Source organism: Clostridium sp. (assembly GCF_021443865.1).
Classification (GTDB): Bacteria; Bacillota; Clostridia; order Clostridiales; family Clostridiaceae; genus Clostridium.
Window position 1 is genome coordinate 45511 of record NZ_JABUTB010000002.1, and the last position, 20797, is coordinate 66307.

Annotated in this window: 14 protein-coding genes; 10 read left to right on the forward strand and 4 right to left on the reverse strand. The window is 28.3% G+C overall.

Annotation, left to right across the window (positions count from 1 at the left end):
• Nucleotides 1–132 precede the first annotated feature (132 nt).
• On the reverse strand, nucleotides 133–1314 hold the full coding sequence (locus HUJ77_RS00425) for a cation diffusion facilitator family transporter (RefSeq protein WP_291706594.1): 1182 nt from the start codon (nucleotides 1312–1314) through the stop codon (nucleotides 133–135).
• A gap of 455 nt (nucleotides 1315–1769) precedes the next feature.
• On the opposite strand from HUJ77_RS00425, the gene HUJ77_RS00430 reads away from it, so the two are divergent.
• The 5 genes from HUJ77_RS00430 (at nucleotide 1770) to HUJ77_RS00450 (ending at nucleotide 7073) form a co-directional block, all read left to right on the forward strand.
• Nucleotides 1770–3065 (forward strand): M18 family aminopeptidase, encoded by a 1296-nt coding sequence (locus HUJ77_RS00430; protein WP_291706595.1) that lies wholly within the window; start codon nucleotides 1770–1772, stop codon nucleotides 3063–3065.
• A gap of 263 nt (nucleotides 3066–3328) precedes the next feature.
• Nucleotides 3329–4237 (forward strand): N-acetylmuramic acid 6-phosphate etherase, encoded by a 909-nt coding sequence (gene murQ, locus HUJ77_RS00435; RefSeq protein ID WP_291706596.1) that lies wholly within the window; start codon nucleotides 3329–3331, stop codon nucleotides 4235–4237.
• A 96-nt stretch (nucleotides 4238–4333) separates the two neighbouring features.
• Nucleotides 4334–5116, forward strand: a complete 783-nt coding sequence (locus tag HUJ77_RS00440; RefSeq protein ID WP_291706597.1) for an alpha/beta hydrolase-fold protein — start codon at nucleotides 4334–4336, stop codon at nucleotides 5114–5116.
• Between the two features lie 14 nt (nucleotides 5117–5130).
• Nucleotides 5131–6207 carry a MupG family TIM beta-alpha barrel fold protein gene (locus HUJ77_RS00445; protein WP_291706598.1) on the forward strand — a complete coding sequence of 359 codons (1077 nt, stop codon included), beginning with the start codon at nucleotides 5131–5133 and terminating at the stop codon, nucleotides 6205–6207.
• A gap of 20 nt (nucleotides 6208–6227) precedes the next feature.
• The gene (locus tag HUJ77_RS00450; protein WP_291706599.1) at nucleotides 6228–7073 is read left to right on the forward strand and encodes a MurR/RpiR family transcriptional regulator; all 846 of its coding nucleotides are present in this window, start codon (nucleotides 6228–6230) and stop codon (nucleotides 7071–7073) included.
• 291 nt (nucleotides 7074–7364) lie between these two features.
• On the opposite strand, the gene HUJ77_RS00455 is transcribed toward HUJ77_RS00450, so the two are convergent.
• The gene (locus tag HUJ77_RS00455; protein ID WP_291706600.1) at nucleotides 7365–7694 is read right to left on the reverse strand and encodes a DUF1801 domain-containing protein; all 330 of its coding nucleotides are present in this window, start codon (nucleotides 7692–7694) and stop codon (nucleotides 7365–7367) included.
• Between the two features lie 205 nt (nucleotides 7695–7899).
• Between HUJ77_RS00455 and HUJ77_RS00460 the strand changes: the two genes are divergently transcribed.
• Both HUJ77_RS00460 and HUJ77_RS00465 read left to right on the forward strand, forming a co-directional pair.
• Entirely contained in the window at nucleotides 7900–16446 is an 8547-nt protein-coding gene (locus HUJ77_RS00460) for a glucoamylase family protein (protein ID WP_291706601.1), read from the forward strand.
• Between the two features lie 87 nt (nucleotides 16447–16533).
• Nucleotides 16534–16986: a methylglyoxal synthase gene (locus HUJ77_RS00465; RefSeq protein ID WP_291706602.1), complete on the forward strand. Its 453-nt coding sequence runs from the start codon at nucleotides 16534–16536 to the stop codon at nucleotides 16984–16986.
• A gap of 143 nt (nucleotides 16987–17129) precedes the next feature.
• On the opposite strand, the gene HUJ77_RS00470 is transcribed toward HUJ77_RS00465, so the two are convergent.
• Complete coding sequence (locus HUJ77_RS00470) at nucleotides 17130–17864, reverse strand: CPBP family intramembrane glutamic endopeptidase (RefSeq protein ID WP_291706603.1); 735 nt, start codon at nucleotides 17862–17864, stop codon at nucleotides 17130–17132.
• A gap of 112 nt (nucleotides 17865–17976) precedes the next feature.
• The gene (locus tag HUJ77_RS00475; protein ID WP_291706604.1) at nucleotides 17977–18312 is read right to left on the reverse strand and encodes a hypothetical protein; all 336 of its coding nucleotides are present in this window, start codon (nucleotides 18310–18312) and stop codon (nucleotides 17977–17979) included.
• Nucleotides 18313–18536: 224 nt separating this feature from the next.
• Between HUJ77_RS00475 and dhaK the strand changes: the two genes are divergently transcribed.
• The 3 genes from dhaK to dhaM are packed head-to-tail and all read left to right on the forward strand — an operon-like array spanning nucleotide 18537 to nucleotide 20580.
• Complete coding sequence (dhaK, locus tag HUJ77_RS00480; protein ID WP_291706605.1) at nucleotides 18537–19532, forward strand: dihydroxyacetone kinase subunit DhaK; 996 nt, start codon at nucleotides 18537–18539, stop codon at nucleotides 19530–19532.
• 17 nt (nucleotides 19533–19549) lie between these two features.
• Entirely contained in the window at nucleotides 19550–20191 is a 642-nt protein-coding gene (dhaL, locus tag HUJ77_RS00485) for a dihydroxyacetone kinase subunit DhaL (RefSeq protein WP_291706606.1), read from the forward strand.
• Nucleotides 20192–20193: 2 nt separating this feature from the next.
• Nucleotides 20194–20580 carry a dihydroxyacetone kinase phosphoryl donor subunit DhaM gene (gene dhaM / locus HUJ77_RS00490; protein ID WP_291706607.1) on the forward strand — a complete coding sequence of 129 codons (387 nt, stop codon included), beginning with the start codon at nucleotides 20194–20196 and terminating at the stop codon, nucleotides 20578–20580.
• The last annotated feature ends 217 nt before the right edge of the window (nucleotides 20581–20797 follow it).

Consider the following 20797-nt stretch of genomic DNA (forward strand, 5'->3'; position numbering starts at 1 on the left):
ATAATAGTAATATTACGTTCATAACGACCAAGAATTGAGGAGTTATTTCCTTCAGTATTGGGAGTATAAATAACATATCTCGGCGACTTGGAGCTTGCGACGGAGCAAGAGATATGTTATTTATACGGAATGTTACTCCATGTAGTCGTAGTCTACTGTTATTACACAATTATATTGAGGATTCTCAGAGTTAATAGAAGTCTTAATATCATTAATCATTCTTTCCTTTTCCTTTTTACGGCCAGATAATGTTGGAGAGACAACTATATCAAATATAAGATTCTTATTGTCACCTTCACCAACTATTCTAAAGTCATGCATAGATTTAATTACAGGATACTTTCTAAGGACACTTTCAACGTAATCCCAGGTTTCCTTAATTTCGTCTGTAATAACACAAATAGGATCCATATGAATTACTAAATGTATGTTTAAATCCTTTGATATTTCTCTTTCCACTCTATCTATTACATTATGAATTTCCATTATATCTTTATCAGCAGGTATTTCAGCATGTAATGATGCTATAATTCTCCCAGGACCATAATTATGAATTATAAGGTCATGAACTCCAGAAATAAGAGGATAAGCTAATACCTTTTCACATATTTCATTTACAAGTTCAGGATCAGGTGCTTCTCCAAGTAATGGGTTTAAGGTTTCCTTTACTAAGCCAAATCCAGCATATAATATTGCTAGTGCTACGAAAACTCCAATATACCCATCTAGTGGGAAGGTTGTAAACTTTGCAAGTAAGAAGGAAATAACAACAGTACTTGAAGTAAATACATCTCCTAAGGCATCTGTAGCTGCTGCCTTTAAGGCTGATGAATTAATTTTATTTCCTACAAATTTATTAAAGGATGATAACCATACTTTAAAACCAATTGAAATTATTAAAAGGATAAAAGGTATAACTTCAAAGGTTATTGTTGTAGGATTTAAAATTCTTTCAATAGAAGATTTAATAAATTGAACACCTACAAGCATTACTAAAAATGCTACTATAAGTGCAGATAAATATTCAATTCTTCCATGACCAAAAGGATGTTCAGCATCAGCAGGTTTACTAGCCATTTTAAATCCAATTATAGTTATTACAGAGGAACCAGCATCTGATAAGTTATTAAAGGCATCAGCAGAAATTGCTATAGATCCAACTAGAACACCTACAAAAAATTTAATTAAAAATAAAATAAAATTAATAATTATTCCAACTATACCACCTAAGGTTCCATAAGCATTACGAACTTTAGGATTTTTAATATCTTCATTATTCTTAATAAAGCTATTAACTAAAAATTTAGAAACCATACCACCACTCCTATTTATAGAAAAAATTTATTTGATTAATTACATAAGTTATACTATTTTATCCAATAATTAATTATATGTGTTTTTTAAAATTATAAAACTTAAAGATTTAGATTTTAATAATTAATATTATATTGTCCTAAAGACCATAAATTAATTATATACCAAAGAATAGTAATTTCAATTGTAAAAAGCTTATACTATGAATAAACTATATATATGAAGGCCACTTGGAGTTTACGAGGTGGCAGTTAGCATTATATCTTATTTTTGCTTTTTAGGAATTTATAAAAAAGTTACCTATTAATAATTTTTTGTAAATTACTTCCTTTAGACTTAAGGGAGATAAATATCATATGAAGGCGACTTGGAGTTTACGAGGTCGCAGCTAGCATTATATTTTTTTTATTTATTTATATGATATAATAAAAATAAAATATTCTAGGAGGATACAGATGGAAAAAAAATTAGCATTAGATTTAATTGACTTTTTATATAAAAGTCCAACAGCACATCACTCTGTAAAAACCATTAAAGAAAGATTAGATTTAAATGGATTTACTGAAGTAAAAGAAAGTGATAAGTGGAACTTACAAAAAGATGGTAAGTATTATGTTATAAAAAATGATTCAGCTCTTATTGCCTTTACTATTGGAAATGGCGATATTGAAGAGGATGGTTTTAAATTAATTGGAGCACATACAGATTCACCAGGCTTTAGAATTAAAGCAAATCCAGAAATGGTTTCAGAGGGAACTTACTTAAAATTAAATACTGAAGTTTATGGAGGACCAATTTTATATACTTGGTTTGATAGACCTTTAGGTATTGCAGGTAAGGTTACATTAAAGGGAAGCTCACCATTAAAGCCAGAAACTAAGCTTGTAAATATTAATAAGCTATTATTAATAATACCAAGTCTTGCTATTCATATGAATAGAAATGTAAATGAAGGAATGAATGTAAACAGACAAAAGGATACATTACCTTTATTAAGTCTTATTAATGATAAGTTTGAAAAGGATGGATACTTAGTTAAGGTATTAGCAGAAGAATTAAATGTTTCTGCAGCAGATATACTAGGCTTTGATTTAGGTCTTTATGAAGTTGAAAAGGGAGCTATTATAGGCTTAAATGAAGAATTTATTTCAGCTGGAAGATTAGATGATATGTGGATGGTTTATACAGGAATACAAGCATTAATAGAAAGTAAGCCTAATAAATCAACTAAAGTTATGGTATGTATGGATAATGAAGAAATAGGAAGCTTAACAGCTCAAGGAGCAAATTCAGCTTTATTATTAAATATATTAGAAAGAATAACTTTAGCATTAGGAAAGGATAGAGAAGGACTTCACAGAGCGTTAGCAAATTCATTAATGATTTCTGCAGATTTAGCTCATGCTGTTCATCCAAATGTTGAAGAAAAACACGATCCAACTAATAGACCAGTATTAGGAAAGGGTCCAGTATTAAAAACAGCAGCATCAGGTAGCTATAGTACTGATAGCTATAATGCAGCTATATTTGAAGGACTTTGTAATTCAGCAGAAGTTCCATACCAAAAATTCTTTAATAGATCTGATGTAAGAGGTGGAACAACTATAGGACCAATAACATCATCATTATTAACTATTCCAGTTATGGATATGGGAGCACCATTACTTTCAATGCATTCAATTAGAGAGCTTGCAGCTGTGAAGGATAATGAATATACTATTAAGCTATTTACTCATTTCTATAATGTATAATTTGAAATTATATTTCATAAGATACAACATTTTATAAATACATAAAAAATAAAATTAATTAAGGAAGCTTAGAAAAATCTAGACTAAGCTTCCTTTTTAATTAATAAATATAAATACATATTAATTAATGTTACAAGTATTTAAATAAATATTGAAATACAATTCAAAAAATAACTATTAATATTGAAATGATATTTCAAGTATGATATTATTATAATGTAACAGCTTTTTAGAATATAGCTAAAGTGTTCGGAGGTATTTGTATGAAAAAAATAGATTTAGAAAAGCTAACGACAGAGAGTAGAAATGAAAATTCACTAAATATAGATAAAGTTTCAACTTTAGAAATGGTAAAGATAATAAATTCTGAAGATAAAAAAGTTGCATTTGCAGTTGAAGAAGAATTACCAAAGATAGCTAAGGCTATAGATGGAATAGTGGAAAGAATCCATAGAGGGGGAAGACTTATTTATATAGGTGCTGGTACTTCAGGAAGATTAGGGATATTAGATGCTTCAGAGTGTCCACCAACCTATGGAGTTTCAGAAGAATTAGTTAAAGGAATAATTGCTGGAGGACATGAAGCAATTTTCAGAGCTAAAGAAGGAGCAGAAGATTCTAAGGAATTAGCAATGGAAGATTTAAAAAATATTTCTTTAAGTGAAAATGATACGGTAGTTGGATTAGCAGCCTCAGGAAGAACACCTTATGTAATTGGCGGATTAAATTATGCTGATAAAATAGGTGCATTAACTGTGTCAGTAACTTGTAATGCAAATTCAGATGTTGCAAAGGCGGCTAAAATTTCAATAGCACCAGTAGTAGGGCCAGAAGTTGTAACTGGATCAACAAGATTAAAATCTGGTACAGCACAAAAATTAGTTTTAAATATGCTATCAACAGGTGCTATGATAAAACTTGGTAAAGTTTATGGGAATTTAATGGTTGATGTAAGAGCAAGTAATGAGAAGCTAGTTGAAAGAGCAAAGAAAATAGTTTGTGAAGCAACTGGAGTAGAAAGAGAAGAAGCTGAAAAAGTATTAGAAACTACTGATTTTGATGTTAAGCTTTCAATATTTATGATTCTTTCAAATTTAAATAAAGATGAAGCAAAGAAAATTTTAGATGAAAATAAAGGGTATATTGCTGAAGCTTTAAAAAGTATTAGATAAATAAAATTTGATTTATAAAGGGATAGTATTTAGAGAATATAATGCTATCCATTTATTTTATATATTTCTAATTAATATAGAGGAGACGGGATTAAGTTGGAGAATATTATAGAAAAGTCATCAGAAATTATTGCTGAAATTATGTGGTCAGAAACAATGAAAATACATTGGAATTACAGAGTTTATCTACCTAAAGAGTATAAGGAGAATCTAGATAAGGAATATCCTACACTTTATGTTTTGCATGGATGGGGTGGAAATGTTACAAATACAAGTGATGAAACTAGAATAGATTCAAAGGCAGTATTAGATAAACTAATAGAAAATAAAGAAGTTAAGCCTATGATAGTTATCTTTGTTGATGGATTTAATAGCTTTTATTTAGATGGACCTACTTTTAAAATGAAGACTGCAATAGTAAAGGATTTAATACCTTTTATTGATTTTAATTATAGAACTATAAAAGATAAAAAAAGTAGAGCTATATCTGGTATTTCTATGGGGGGATATGGAGCTTTAAATATAGCTTTAAGTAATGAAAATATATTTACAGCAATTGGGCTAATGTCACCAGCAATTTGGGATGAGCCTACTGATAACCCTATATATGGAACTCCATTATTGAATTTATATTATAATAATTCCTATAGGATTCTAATGAGTAAAGAAAGTAATAAAGACATAAGTATATTCACTTATCATGGTAAAGATGATGAAATAATATTTTATAAAAATATAGATAATTTCTTTACCTTTGCTAAGGAAAGAGGTTTTAATATTAAATATGAACTTAAAGATGTAGCACCACATACTTGGGATAGCTGGAGAGAAATGTATCCACAGATTTTAAAGGATATTAGTAATATTTTTAATATATAGATTGAGGTGATTGTATGAGTTTTGGATTTTCTGTTTATTTTGGCTTAGATAATACTAAGGAAGAAAATATAAAATTATTAAAGGATGCCCATAACTTAGGATTTACTAGAATATTTACTTCATTACATATACCTGAGGCAAACTATGAAGTTTTAAAAGTAGAAGTTAAAGAATTCTTTAAATTAGCTAAAGACTATGATATGGATATAATTAGTGATATATCTCCAAATACTTTTAAGTTTTTAGAATTAGAAGATATGGATTTAAAAGGCTTAAGAGATATGGGTGTTAAGACTATAAGAATTGACTTTGGTTATGATGAAAAAGATATTGCAACTATGACGAAGAATGAATACGGAATTAAAATTCAATTAAATGCATCTACAGTTACAGAAGAATTTTTCCAAAGACTTGATAAATATAATCCCAATTATGAAAATGTAGATGCTCTTCATAATTTTTATCCAAGGGTAGGAACAGGAATTTCTGAAGAATGTATGATTAGAAAAAATGAATTATTAAAGAAAAAAGGTATTAAGGCTTCTGCATTTGTGCAATCAAATAATAGAAAAAGAAGTCCATTAAAGGATGGTCTTCCAACCTTAGAAGATCATAGAAATAAAGAGGTTAGAGAAGCAGCTAATCATTTATTTGCCTTAGAGAATACATCTGTATTTATAGGAGATTCATTGCCAAGTATGGATGAACTTAAGGATTTATCTACATTAAAACCAAATGTAATTGAATTAAATATACATGTTAATGCTAAAGATGATGTTACACTTAGATTATTAAATGAAGTTTATTCAGCAAGAACTGATGAAGCTAGAGATGCCATTAGAGCAAGTGAAAGTAGACTTATATTAAATGGAGATATTATTGAACCCTTTAATACAGTAGATAAAAAATATGGAGACATAACTATAGATAATAAGGATTACCAAAGATATATGGGAGAACTTCAAATATTAAAAAGTGATGGAAATAAAGACCTTAGGACTAACGTAGTAGGATTTGTTTTACAAAAGGATTTATTTTTATTAAAATATATAAGGGGTAGCAAACAGTTTCAATTTAATATCAATAAATAAAAGAATAGTAGGGTGTGAAAATGAACGTATTGCAGTATATTAAACAAAATTTTGATAGTTTTACTGATAGGGAAAAGTCAATAGCAGAATTTTTACTAAGTAATAAAAAAAGTATTATTAGTATGTCAGCCAAGGAGATTGGAGATATTACAAATACATCTGCGCCAACTGTAGTTAGATTTTCTAAAAAGATTGGATTTGATTCATTAAATGAAATGAAATTACAGTTATCTGTTAGTTTACAAAATGATGATAATTCAGACTTTGAATATCTTCATAATGACCTATCTACAAAGAACATAATAAGAGGTGTAAAAAGCTCTATAGATTCCATAATGAATCAAACTGTTGGAGTTTTAAAGGAAGAAGAATTAGAAAAGGCTATAGAATTATTAAATAAAGCAAAAAATATTTATATATTTAGTGTTGGAAGTTCTAGTTTAGTTGGAATGGACTTCTATTATAAATTAAGCAGAATTAATGTAAGATGTATAGCCCATAACGATACACATCTTCAAATGACAGCATCTGCACTTATGGAAAAAGGCGATGTTGCAGTTGCAATATCCTATTCAGGAGAAACTAAAGAGGTTCTTAAATGTGCTTATAATGCTAAGAATGAAGGAATTCCTGTTATATCAATTACAAGAGCAAGTATAAATAATACTTTAGCAGATATGTCAGATATAGTTTTAAGAATACCTTTTGTAGAAAAATCCTTAAGAGAAGGGGCTATGAGTTCAAGAATTTCACAACTAGCAGTTATTGATATGTTGTTTTTAGGCATGGCTAGAAATAACTTAAAAGGCATAGAGGAAAAGCTAAGAATAACTAGAAGTGCTATAGAAGAATTCAAGGTAAAATAAAAAAATGAAAAGCCTATTTGCTAACGCAAAGGCGGCATGAAAAAATGAAAGAATTAAGGAAAAGACTCATAAATGAGTTTTTAAGTAATTAAAAGTGAAGAATGTAAAATGTAGAATTAATGTTAAAACTCCTTAGGGAGTTTTGGAAGCTTAAGGCTGTTGTACAGCCTTATTTTTTTGTCTTTAATTATTATAGGATTTTTTTAGTAATGTTAATAATGGAAAGCATAAAAGTGGATAAATAAATTTGTCCATATTTGATTCATAATAAAAGAACTTAACGCATTAACATTATTCAAAACTTTCTTTAAATATTGTTTTTAATAATTCCCACTGTACCTGTTGATTATGAAAAATTTGTAACATACCTTTAGGTGTTATTTTATATCCTGACAATTCATCTTTATGAAAAACTATTGCTTTTGCTTCAATATTAATATGGTCTTTAAAAGGAATAAGTCGAACGAAATTATCATTTACATAGAATGAAGGTAGTTTAGCCCACAATTTTTCATCAATGTTTCTGGAAGTACTTTCATAAATAAGTTCATGTAAATCATAAAATCTTTGCTTTGTTTGTGCTTCAAACTTTTCTAAATAATTATAAATATCCTCTTTCATTTATAATTCTCCTATTCTCATAATTCATTTATGCTTCATATTATATTAAATAAGCTTTGTTGCGCACTTAAATACAATTTCCTAATAAAACATATTTTTATTATACACTTATTTGGGATATAATTCCATATGATTAATATTCTGCTTTTTTGCGAATAATAGGTTTATCTGATGTAATAAAGCTTAAGTGAAAGGGGACTTATTTGTGAAGAAGGAAACAGTAAACAATATAAGGAAAACTGTATTAATGGAATTAAATGATGCCTTTAAGGGTATTCTTCATAATCATAGATATTTAAATAAGTTAGTGAAGCAGGGGGAGGATGCTATTCCTTCAGCAGAATGGCTATTGGATAATATTTATTTAATTGAAAAGGAATATAAAACTATAAAGCATAATCTGCCACATAGTTATTTTGATAATTTACCTAATATAGAAATTGATGATTTTAGCTATCCAAGAATTTATAATTTGGCTAAGGATTATATTGAATTAAATAATAATGTTGTAAATGAAGAGGAATGTGTAAGGTTTATTAATAATCAAGAAGAAGATTATACAATTGGGGAACTTTGGGCATTTCCATTAATGCTAAGAATAGCTTTAATTATTAACTTAGCCTTAATAGTAAATGATATGGTAGTACTTCAAAAACAAAGGCTTGGAGCTAAAAGGTTAGCTAATTTAGTTATAGAGAATTATGAAAAAAATAATTTAGATTGGATATTAAGAAAATTAGAAGAAAGATATCCTTTAATTAATAATGAGGAAAGTAATGAAGGAGAAATTGAAAATAATTATTTTGGGGATTCAGAAACTCTACATGATGGATTATTTTCACCAGAATTTATAGATAAGTTTTTTACTATTTTAAGAGATAACTCCATTGAAGATGAGAGAGTATACAATTTCGCTTTAAGAAGATTAAAAGGAAACAAAAATAGTAGCTTTGATAAAGAAATAATAAAGGAACATATAAGAGAGGGAGCTATAGCAACCTCCATAGGAAGTAATATAAATTCCTTAAGAGTAATGGATTCTATTAATTGGAATAGATTTTTTAATGAAACTTCAAAGGCAGAAAAATTATTAATGGAAGATCCTTCTGGAATTTATAATGAAATGGATTTTGAAACTAAAGATTATTACAGACATAAGGTTGAAGAAATCTCTAGAAAAACTGCTATAAGTGAAGTTGATATTATAAAAACAGCATTAGAACTTAGTAGCTTACATTTAGAGGATAAAGAAATTTTTAAAGACCATATTGGGTATTATCTAGTAGATGATGGGTTAGAAGAGCTTTTAAAAAGATTCGATATTAATAAAAATATAAATAAAAAATTATCACAGGGTGGTTATATAGCATTTATATTTCTTGGAACTATAGCAGTAGATTTATTAATTCTACTACTAAATTATTTTATTCCTTTAAGCTTTAGCCTTTCTCAATATATATTTGCTTTTATATTAATGCTAGTTCCATCAAGTGAAGTTGTTATAGCTTTATTTAATTGGTTTATAGCTAAAATAACTAAGGTTAGCTTTATTCCAAAGATGGATTATTCTAATGGAGTACCTAATGAGGATAAAACCATAGTAGTTATTCCAGCTATTTTAAGTAATAGTAGAGATGTAACAAATTTAATGAAAAAGCTAGAGGTATATTATTTAGGAAACAGAGATAATAATATTTACTTTGCATTACTTGGAGATTTATCTGATAGTTATAATGAAATAGAAGCAGAAGATAAAGTTATTAATGAAGAAGGAATAAGACTTGCTAATGATTTAAATAATAAGTACTCAAAGTATGGCAATAGATTTTTCTTCTTAAATAGAAAAAGACAATTTAATAAATCAGAAAATGTATATATGGGCCATGAAAGAAAAAGAGGAAAGCTTATGGAATTTATGGCCTTAATTAAAGGAGATAAAAATACTAGCTACAATGTAATAAGTAGCGATATTAGTAATTTAATAGATTCAAAGTACATAATCACCTTAGATAGTGATACCTTTTTGCCTATAGGAAGTGCAAAAAAATTAATTTCTGCTATGAGCCATATTTTAAATAAGCCTTACATTGAAGATAGAAAAGTTGTAAGAGGCTATAGCATAATGCAACCAAAGATAAGTGTTAATTTAGAAGATAAACATAAAACATATTTTTCAAAGATATTTGCAGGCGATGCAGGGGTGGATGCATACTCTACAGCTTCATCAGATACCTATCAAGATTTATTTAATGAGGGAATATTTACAGGAAAAGGCATAATAGAAATTAATAGTTTTTACAATCTTTTAAAGGATGAAATAAAAGAAAATAAAGTATTATCCCATGATTTAATAGAAGGCTTATTAACAAGATGTGGCTTAGTTACTGATATTGAGTTAGTAGACGGATATCCATCAAGTTATATGTCTAGTGCCTTAAGATTACATAGATGGGTTAGAGGAGACTGGCAAATATTTAGTTATCTATTTTCTAGTAAACTATCATCAATATCTAAGTGGAAGATATTCGATAATTTAAGAAGAAGTTTACTTGCTCCTAGTCTATTAATTGGCTTAATTGCAACACTAACAGTTTTTAATAATGCAATTCAAATGGCAGTTTTATTATTTTTAGCAATTATAATACCATTGGTATTTACAGTTACAGATTTTGTGGTAACTCCAAAAAGAAAACTAATGGGAAGCTTTAAAAATTTAAGACAAATTATATTAATAATAAGCTTTATACCTTATCAAGCTTATTTAATGCTAGATGCAATATGTAGAAGTTTATATAGGATAACTATATCTAAGAAAAATCTACTTCAATGGAAAACATCAGAAAAGGTAGAATCATCAGTTGAAAATACTTATTCCTGGTATTATAAGAAAATGTGGATAAATGTATTAATGTCTGCATTAATATTAATTTTAAGCTTTTTTAACTCCTATGAAATAGTAATAGTTACAATACCTATTGCTATATTGTGGGCTTTATCACCATTTATAGCTTGCAAAATATCTAAGGAAGAAATAATAGTTAAGGATAGATTAGAAATTGAAGATGAAGATTTTTTAAGAGAATTATCAAGAAGGATTTTCGCTTATTACGAAGATTTTGTTAATGAAGAAAATAATTATTTAGCACCAGATAATTATCAAGAGAAACCTTATAAGGGAGTGGCTTATAGAACTTCTCCAACTAATATTGGAATGGGATTAATAAGTAATATTGTAGCTTATGATTTAGGATATTTATCTATTGGAGAAGTAATTTATAGACTTGAACTTACTATAGATGGAATGAGAGGTTTAGAAAAATATAAAGGACATTATTTAAATTGGTATGATACAAAAACAAAGTTATCCCTATGGCCAAGATATGTATCCACAGTTGATAGTGGAAATCTTTTAGGTTACCTGTGGATAATTAAGGAAGAAGTTAAGAATTTTAGAAATAAACCAATAATTAGAGAAAAAGAAATTTCATCTTTAAAGGATACCTATGAATTAATAAGAAAAGATGATAAAGAAGAATTTTATCATGGACTTCCAGATGATATAGAGTTAAAAGAATATAAAAATATATTAATGGATGAATTAACTAAAGTTAAAATAAAATTAGAAAGCTTTAATAAGGATTCAGATGAAGGTAAAGAAAAGTATTGGTTTAAAAAGTTAGAAAAACAAATAGAAACTAAAATAGATTTTTATGATTTTATCTTTGAAGGTATAGAAAAAATAGTTATAGATTATTTAAAAAGCTATAAGATGCCAACTCTCCTTCAAATAATAGATATATTAGAGGATATTAAGGAAGCTTCAGGGAATGAATTTAAAGAAGTATTAGATAAGAGAATAATTAAATTAAAGGAATTTGATGAAAGATTATTAGTTTTATCTTCAGAAATTGAAAGTATTATGGAAGATATGAAATTTGATTTTCTATATAACAAGGAGAGAGGATTATTTTCTATTGGATATAATGTGGAAGATAAATCATTGGGGAATTCCTATTATGATTTAATGGCTTCAGAATCAAGAACAACCTCCTTCTTAACAATAGCAAGAGGAGAAATTCCAAAGGAGCATTGGTATAACTTAAATAGGAATATGAGTAAGGTTTTTGGCTTTAAAACTCTTGCATCTTGGAGTGGAACTATGTTTGAGTACTTTATGCCTTATCAAATTATGAAGTCCTTTGATAATACTATTTGGTCATTAACTTACTCTTCAGTTTTAAAGGCTCAAATGTCCTATGGAGATAAGAAGGATGTACCATGGGGCATATCAGAATCGGCTTATTATGTATTTGATATTAATGATGTGTATCAATATAAGGCATTTGGTGTACCTGGAGTTGGTTTAAAAAGAGGTCTTGATGATGAATTAGTAGTTTCTCCATATTCATCTATTATGACTTTACCTTTAGATACGAAGGCTTCCTTAGATAACTTAAAGAATTTATATGATTTAAATGCTTATGGAAGATATGGATTCATTGAAGCAATAGATTATAGTGAAGGAAAGGAGGACTCTAAGGAAGTAAGATGTTACATGGTTCATCATTTAGGAATGTCTCTTTTAGCTTTAGATAATGTAATAAATAATAATATATTAAAAGAAAGATTTCATAATATACCAGAAATTAAAGCGGCAGAAATATTGTTAAAGGAAAAGGTGCCAGAGTATATAGTATTTGATAGAGAGATAGATGTAATTAATTTTAATAAAAAGTTAGTGGAAAGAGAAGAATTTATACCAAGAGTATTTAAAGGAAGTAAAAGAGAAAATCCAGAGGTTTTATTACTTTCAAATGGAGTTTATTCTACTATGATTTCAGATAGTGGTAGTGGATATTCTAAAAAGAATGATATGACAGTTTATAGGTGGAAGGGTGACAGTACCTCTGATTCTAGTGGAATGTTCTTTTATATAAAGAATTTAAATTCTAATGATTATTGGAGTGCAACCTATGAGCCTTGCAAAGAGGAAAAGGATGATTATTTAGTTGAGTTTACCTTAGATAAGGCAAGGTTTAAAAGTACTGATGGAAATATAAGTACAAAATATGAAGTTATGCTATCTAGTGAAGATAATTTGGAGTTTAGAAAAATAACCTTAAAAAATAATTCAAAAAAGCAAAGAACTTTAGAAATAACTAGCTATTTAGAAGTAACACTTCAAAGCTTTGAAGGTGATGCTGTTCATCCTAGTTTCTCTAATTTATTTATAAGTACAGAATATAATGAAGAAGCTAAAGCATTAATTGGGAATAGAAGACCAAGAGCTGAAGGGGCAATTACTCATTATATTTTTCATAATGTAGTCAGTAATAAGAACCTTGAAGGTGATATAACTTATGAAACTTCTAGACTAAACTTTATTGGAAGAAATAGAGATTTAAAATCTCCAAAGGTTATGGATAATGATGCACCACTACAAAATACTGTGGGAACTGTATTAGATCCAATTATGAGTATTAGATGCAGAATAACTTTAAAACCAGGTGAAGAAGGAAGTATATATTATTTAACAGGAGTAGGAGAATCTAAAGAGGAAATTTTAGATTTAATTTATAAGTATAAAGATATACCTGTTATTGAAAAATCTTTAGATGCTTATAACTATTCTAATGCTTTAGAGCTTAAACATATAGGAATTAGGTCAGCCCAGGCTAATATTTATCAAAGTTTAGCATCCTATTTACTTTATTTACATAGTGGAAGAAAAAATAGAGAAGCTTATATAAAAAATATAAGTATGAATCAAGAAAATTTATGGGCATACGGAATATCTGGAGACTTACCTATAATTTTACTTGTTATTTATGGTGAAGAGGATATTGATTTACTAAGACAAACAATTAATATGCATTATTATTTTAGAAATAAGGGAGTTAAATGTGACTTAGTAATTTACAATGAAGAAGAAGTATCTTATGAAGAACCACTTCAAAAGGATATTATATCAACAATTAATAATTCCTTAGAAAGAGAATTTATAAATAAACAAGGTGGAGTATTTATTCATAATAAATCTACTATGGGAGAAGAAGTAAGAGACTTTTTAATAGGAATTTCTAGAATATATATTGATTCAGAAAAAGGTAATTTATCAAAGCAATTAATGGAAGCAATTAACTATGATTATGATAAGTATAAAAATAGTAAAGATTTAGCACCAATAAATAGAATAAAGGTTAATATTAATGAATCAGAGTATATTAAGAATTTTGAAAATAAGGAAGCTATCAAAGCTTTAAGTGAAGATAAAGTAATAATTGATACCTTAGATTTTAAGGAAGAAAATAATATAGAAGTTAATTTTGAAGATTATAAAATGGATAATTACAAGGATTCCAATGAAAAATTAGATTTAGATTTCTTTAATGGATATGGAGGCTTTGATAAAAAGGATAAGAGTTATGTTATTAAACTTAAGGATTATTTGAATACTCCAGCTCCATGGATAAATGTAATTTCTAATAAGGATTTTGGCTTTCATATTTCTGAAGTAGGCTCTAGTTATACTTGGTGTGGCAATAGTAGAGAAAATAAAATAACTCCTTGGAGTAATGACTGGGTAAGTGATAAAACAGGGGAAGCCTTATATATTAGAGATAATTCTAGTGGTGTTTATTTTACAATTACTCCTATGCCAGTTAGAGATGGCGGAGAATATATTATAAAGCATAGCTTTGGCTATTCTACTTTTAAACATACAGCCTACAATATTCAGGGTGAACTTCAAGTATTTACTCCCAATAATGAAAAATTAAAAATATGTAAGGTAAAGCTTAAGAACTTGTCCAGCAACGATAGAAATTTATCTTTATTTTACTATGCTCAATTAGTTCTTGGAGTATATAACTATGGAAGTGCTAAATATATAAGTACTGAAAAAAAAGAGAATTGTATTTATGGCAATAATCCATATTCTAAATACTTTGGAAAGCTAAAAGCTTATTTATCTATACAAGGAGAAGAAAATCAATTTTTTACTGGGGATAGAAAAAGCTTTGTTGGAATAGGTGAAGATTTAAGTAATCCAAAAGCTTTATCTGAAAGTAATTTAAATAATAGATATGGAAGTATATATGATCCATGTTTAGCTTCTCAATTAGATATTTATCTAAGGGCAGGAGAAGAAAAGGAAGTAGTTATATTACTAGGTCAGGAAGAAGAGGAAGCTTTAATAGAAGAAAAGATAAATAAATATAAGATTATAGATAATGTTTATACTGCTTTAGAGGAAGTAAAAGAATATTGGTCATATTTCCTAGGAAATATACAGGTTAAGACACCAGACCCTTCAATGGATTACCTTTTAAATGGATGGTTAATGTATCAAACCTTAAGCTGTAGATATTTATCTAGAACTGCCTTTTATCAAAGTGGTGGAGCTTATGGATTTAGAGATCAGCTTCAAGATTCTATGGCTATAGGAATTTTAAATCCATCTATAACTAGAGAACAAATATTAAGAAGTGCTTCAAGACAATATTTAGAAGGTGATGTTCAACATTGGTGGCATCCTATTATTAATTCTGGTATAAGAACTAGATTTTCAGATGATTTATTATGGCTGCCATATGTGACCATTGAGTATATAAAATCCACTGGTGATTATAGTATTTTAGAAGAAAAGGCTCCATATTTGGAGGATGAACCTTTAAGAAATGGAGAAGATGAAAGATATACTATAGTTAATGTATCAAATAAAGAAGGAAGTATTTATGAGCATTGTTTAAAAGCAATAGATAGAGCCTTAAAATTTGGAAGTCATAATATACCTTTAATGGGTAGTGGTGACTGGAATGATGGTATGAGTACAGTTGGAAATAAAGGAAAGGGAGAAAGCGTTTGGGTTGGTTGGTTCTTATATAAGATATTAGATGGTTTTGAAGAACTTTGTAAATACAAGGATGATATTGAAAAGTCTGAGGAATATGAAGGCTATAAGGAATTTATAAAAGAAAATCAAGAAAAGGAAGCTTGGGATGGAGGCTGGTATAGAAGAGCTTATTTTGATAATGGTAAGCCTTTAGGCTCAAGAGAAAATGATGAATGTAAAATAGATTCTATAGCTCAAAGCTGGTCAGTAATTTCAAAGGCTTCAAGGGAAGAAAGAGCTATGGAAGCTATGGAGGCTGTAGATAGATATCTTGTGGATAAAGATAATGGTTTAATTAAATTATTAGCACCACCTTTTGACAAATCTTCCTTAGAACCAGGTTATATTAAGGGCTATGTTCCAGGAGTTAGGGAAAATGGAGGTCAATATACTCATGCTGCTGTTTGGGTAATCCTTGCACTTACGAAGCTTGGTTTAGGAACTAAGGCATGGAAGTACTATAATATGATAAATCCTATAAATCATTCTAATACAGAATTAGAAGCAAGAAGATATAAGGTAGAGCCTTATGTAATGTCTGCTGATGTATACATTAAAGAGCCTCATGGAGGAAGAGGAGGCTGGAGCTGGTATACTGGTGCTTCTGGCTGGATGTATAAGGTAGGAATAGAAGATATTCTAGGGCTTAAAAAATTAGAGGGAAAGGGTTATTTAATTGAGCCTTGTATACCTAATGAATGGCAGGAATATGGAATTAATATTAAAAATAAATTAGAAGATTATAATATAATAATTAAAAGAGATAAAGAAAAAGGAATATTTATAAATGGAGAAAAACAAGAGAATAACTTAATTCCAAAGGATATGGGAGAACTACAAATATTAGTTATTATATAAACCTTCCACATTGTAAATTAAATTACCATTATGTATAATTTTATTAACAGTATAAATATGTATTTATATAATATGGGGGGGAGAATTATGGAAGATTATACAATGAAAGTAGTAAAGAAAATAGCACTTGTGGCTCATGATAATAGGAAGGAAGCCTTATTAAGTTGGGCAGAAGAAAATAAAGAGGAATTAAGCAAACATATACTTTGTGGTACTGGAACTACAGCAAAACTTATTACTGAAAGAACAGGATTAAAAGTAGATGGCTTTAAAAGTGGTCCTATGGGTGGAGACCAACAAATAGGTGCTGCTATAGTAAATGGTGATATTGATATTATGATTTTCTTTTGGGATCCATTAACATCTCAACCTCATGATCCAGATGTTAAAGCCTTACTAAGAATAGCAGTTTTATATGATGTAGCTGTTGCTATGAGTAAATCAACTGCAGACTTTCTTTTAACCTCCATTAATATTAATAAAGAATATGATAGAGATGTTATAGATTATTATAATCGTATCCGAAGAGATAATTTTTAAGAATGTGGATAATAATAATGAAGAAGTAGTTAAAAAATTTATGAAGTATTTTGAGAAGGGAATAAAAGCTCTCTAGGGAGCTTTTATTTTTATATCTTTTAAACTGATGTTAATAATGGATTGTATAGAAGTGGATAAATTATTTATTCAAGTAAATGTTTATTAGTGGCTTTAAATTCTTCTTTATTTCTTCTATTTACAATAATCAGATAAACTAATACAATGATAGCTACTAGTGGTCCTAATATACTATATGAATAATCTAATAAAGCATGTATTAGTATTGGAATAAGGATAGTATTACTTTTTTCAAAATACAAAATAAAGATATAACCACCTAATATTCCTCCGCCTATTTGACTTAACATATCTTTAATCATAGTAGATATATTAGATTCTGACATAATGCTAGGCAATATTGAATGCATGATTCCAAATAATATCCCACTTATAATTATTGCAAATATACGATTATGCTTTTTCAAGAAATTATAGATATATCCTCTATATATAATTTCTTCAGGTAATGCAACAATAAACAAATAAAAAAAAGCTTCATAAATTCCTCTTATAGTATAATCACTATGCAGTAGAAAAAATAAACCATAAATGAATAATAATACTATAGCAAGTTTAGATTTTATAAATCCAAGATCCTCTAAATTTCTCCTATAAAATATAATTATAGCCAAGGGAAATAATAACATGTTGATAAAATCAATAAGTAGCATTGTTCCTATATTTGAAAGGTATACATCCTTTAATGAAATTAACAAACCTTTTTTATATACAAAATTTAAAAAAGTATAGAAATATATAATATATATAATTCCAATTAATATTGGTATATATGGTTTAATTTTTTGACTTATCTTCATTTTAATTTTGCTCCTTTAAATTTTATATAGCTTATATTATATAATTTTTCATTTTCTATAACTAATTAATTCCTAATATATTAAATTAATTCACTAAATTAAAATTTGTTTTTCAGTTTTCTACTCTTTTATAAATTGTGCCATCCCACGCAGAATAAACTGCTATATATTCATAATTAGGATATTCCTTTATCTCATATATTTTTTTGCCATTATCCATCTTACAAATCAAAATATTTGAAATAGTATACTTCTCATTAGGACTGCCATAACCATACTCTTTTCCATTTAAATAAATTGATTCCAATCGTTGTACAGCCTCATTTTTATAGCTTTTGTTATGTAAAACTCTATAGCCCAAAAAAGTTATAATGAAAATTATAACGATTCCTCCAAAAAGTAATAGCCTTATTTTCGGTCTTCTCTCTTCTCTATCCAAAATAATCACCCTACAAATTCCTATTTATTACAAATTTCATATTACTAACTACGTATTAAAATACAATTTAGTACAATAGATATTCCTATTATACGCCTATATGGAATATAATTCCATATAGGAGCGAAAATAATAAATTCTAATTATGTAAAATATATGTTGTAAATGTTTAAATAAAAACTTAAAATAATATTAGGTGAGTTTTTAATATATATTTTAAGGAGTGTTGGTTTATGAAAAAGGTTATTAATAATCCTGATTATGTTGTTGAAGAAATGTTAGAAGGTATGTTATATGCCTACCCTGAATATTTAAGTAAAGTCGAAAATGCAAACGTTTTAGTAAGAAAAGAAATGAAAACTGACAAGGTTACATTAGTAAGTGGCGGAGGAAGTGGACATGAACCTTCTCATGGTGGTTTCGTAGGCTATGGAATGCTTGATGGAGCTGTGGCAGGGGCTGTATTTACATCACCAACACCTGATCAAGTTTATGAAGGCATTAAAGCAGTTGCTAATGATGCAGGGGTACTATTAGTAGTTAAAAATTATACTGGTGATGTTATGAACTTTGATATGGCTAAAGAACTTGCTGAAATGGAAGGCATTAAAGTAGAATCTGTAATAGTTAATGATGATGTTGCAGTGGAAAATAGTACATGGACAATAGGAAGAAGAGGAATAGCAGGAACAGTTTTTGTTCATAAGATAGCAGGAGCTAAAGCAGAAACAGGAGCTAATTTAGAAGAAGTTAAAGCTGTAGCTGAAAAGGTAATAGATAACGTTAGAAGTATGGGTATGGCACTTACTCCTTGTATAGTTCCAGCTGCTGGAAAACCTAATTTCACTTTAGATGAAAATGAAATGGAAATTGGAATGGGTATTCACGGAGAGCCAGGAACACATAAAGAAGAATTAAAAACTGCTGATGAAATAGTTACTCATTTAATGGACAAGATATTAGCAGATATGACTTTAGCAGAAGGTGATGAAGTTGCTGTTTTAGTTAATGGCTTAGGCGGAACTCCATTAATGGAACAATTTATTGTAAATAGAAAAGTAAATAAGATATTAGAAGAAAAGAATATAAAAGTATATAAAACTTTAATTGGTGAATATATGACTTCTATAGAAATGGCTGGATTCTCAATTAGTTTATTAAAATTAGACGAAGAATTAAAGAATTTATTAGATGCAAAGGCAGATACTCCAGCATTTAAACAATTATAGGATGGGAGTGAAAACATATGGGATTAACACTAAAGGAAACACTATATATATTTGATAAAATAGAAAATAAAATATCTTTAAATAAACAATTTTTAACTGACTTAGATGCAGCAATTGGTGATGGAGACCATGGAATAAATCTAAGTAAGGGTTTTAGAGTAGCAAAGGAAAAAATAGAAAATGTAGATTTCAAAGATTGGGGAGAAATTTTTAAAACAGTAGGTATGGCAATAGTATCTAATGTTGGAGGAGCTTCTGGACCTTTATATGGAACTGCATTTATGAAAGCTTCTATGTTAGGTAAGGGCAAAACAGAAATAACTATTATAGATTATAGAGATATATTACAAGCTTCAATAGAGGGTGTAAAAATGCGTGGCAAGGGAGAAGAAGGAGACAAGACCATGCTAGATGCATTAATACCAGCCTATAATGAAGTATGTGAAGGCATAGATAATAATCTTCCAGTTTTAGACACTCTTAAGAATTCCGTAATAGCTGCAGAAAAGGGAATGGAATATACAAAACTTATTGCTGCTAGAAAAGGAAGGGCAAGCTATTTAGGAGATAGAAGTATAGGTCATGAAGATCCAGGAGCAACATCATCCTTTATGATTTTAGAGGTAATTTATAATACTGTTAAGGAGATGAGAGAATAGTTATGGTATCACTTTTAATAGTATCGCATAGTGAATTATTAGCTAAGGGAATAAAGGAACTTGCTAAAGAAATGTCAGGAGATGTTGTAATAGAAGCTGTAGGTGGAACTGAGGATGGTAGACTTGGAAATGATTATAGTAAGATATATGAAGCTTTAGATAAGATTTATACTGATGATGGTGTATTAATATTATTTGACTTAGGAAGTTCTTATTTAACAGCAGAAATGGTGAAAGAAGCCTTTGAAATGGAAGGTAGAGAAAATATAAGAATTGTAGATGCTGCTATGGTGGAAGGAGCAGTAATTTCATCAGTAGAAATGAGCATTGGAAGATCATTAGATGAAGTTTGCGACAAATTATTAGAATTAAAAATAAATAAAATATAATAGGACGAGCGTCCAGTGAAAAGTTAATAAGTAAAAATTAAAACTTTGACAGTAGTTAGTTTTGTGTAAAAATAAAGCTAACTACTGTTTTTTGTATATATGGGCATATTGTAAGCCTAACATATGTGTATAAATAATAGAAATATTTATAATATATTAATAAAAAAGGAAACCAATTGAGGATGTAGGAAGATTTGTGTAAAAGCAAATCTACTAC

Excerpts from the sequence above, each read along its gene's own strand:
- HUJ77_RS00450 (WP_291706599.1), top strand. The coding sequence starts at position 6,228 with ATGAACGTATTGCAGTATATTAAACAAAATTTTGATAGTTTTACTGAT.
- dhaM (WP_291706607.1), top strand. The coding sequence starts at position 20,194 with ATGGTATCACTTTTAATAGTATCGCATAGTGAATTATTAGCTAAGGGA.
- HUJ77_RS00455 (WP_291706600.1), bottom strand. The coding sequence starts at position 7,694 with ATGAAAGAGGATATTTATAATTATTTAGAAAAGTTTGAAGCACAAACA.
- HUJ77_RS00430 (WP_291706595.1), top strand. The coding sequence starts at position 1,770 with ATGGAAAAAAAATTAGCATTAGATTTAATTGACTTTTTATATAAAAGT.
- HUJ77_RS00425 (WP_291706594.1), bottom strand. The coding sequence starts at position 1,314 with ATGGTTTCTAAATTTTTAGTTAATAGCTTTATTAAGAATAATGAAGAT.
- murQ (WP_291706596.1), top strand. The coding sequence starts at position 3,329 with ATGAAAAAAATAGATTTAGAAAAGCTAACGACAGAGAGTAGAAATGAA.
- HUJ77_RS00445 (WP_291706598.1), top strand. The coding sequence starts at position 5,131 with ATGAGTTTTGGATTTTCTGTTTATTTTGGCTTAGATAATACTAAGGAA.
- dhaL (WP_291706606.1), top strand. The coding sequence starts at position 19,550 with ATGGGATTAACACTAAAGGAAACACTATATATATTTGATAAAATAGAA.
- HUJ77_RS00470 (WP_291706603.1), bottom strand. The coding sequence starts at position 17,864 with ATGAAGATAAGTCAAAAAATTAAACCATATATACCAATATTAATTGGA.
- dhaK (WP_291706605.1), top strand. The coding sequence starts at position 18,537 with ATGAAAAAGGTTATTAATAATCCTGATTATGTTGTTGAAGAAATGTTA.
- HUJ77_RS00465 (WP_291706602.1), top strand. The coding sequence starts at position 16,534 with ATGGAAGATTATACAATGAAAGTAGTAAAGAAAATAGCACTTGTGGCT.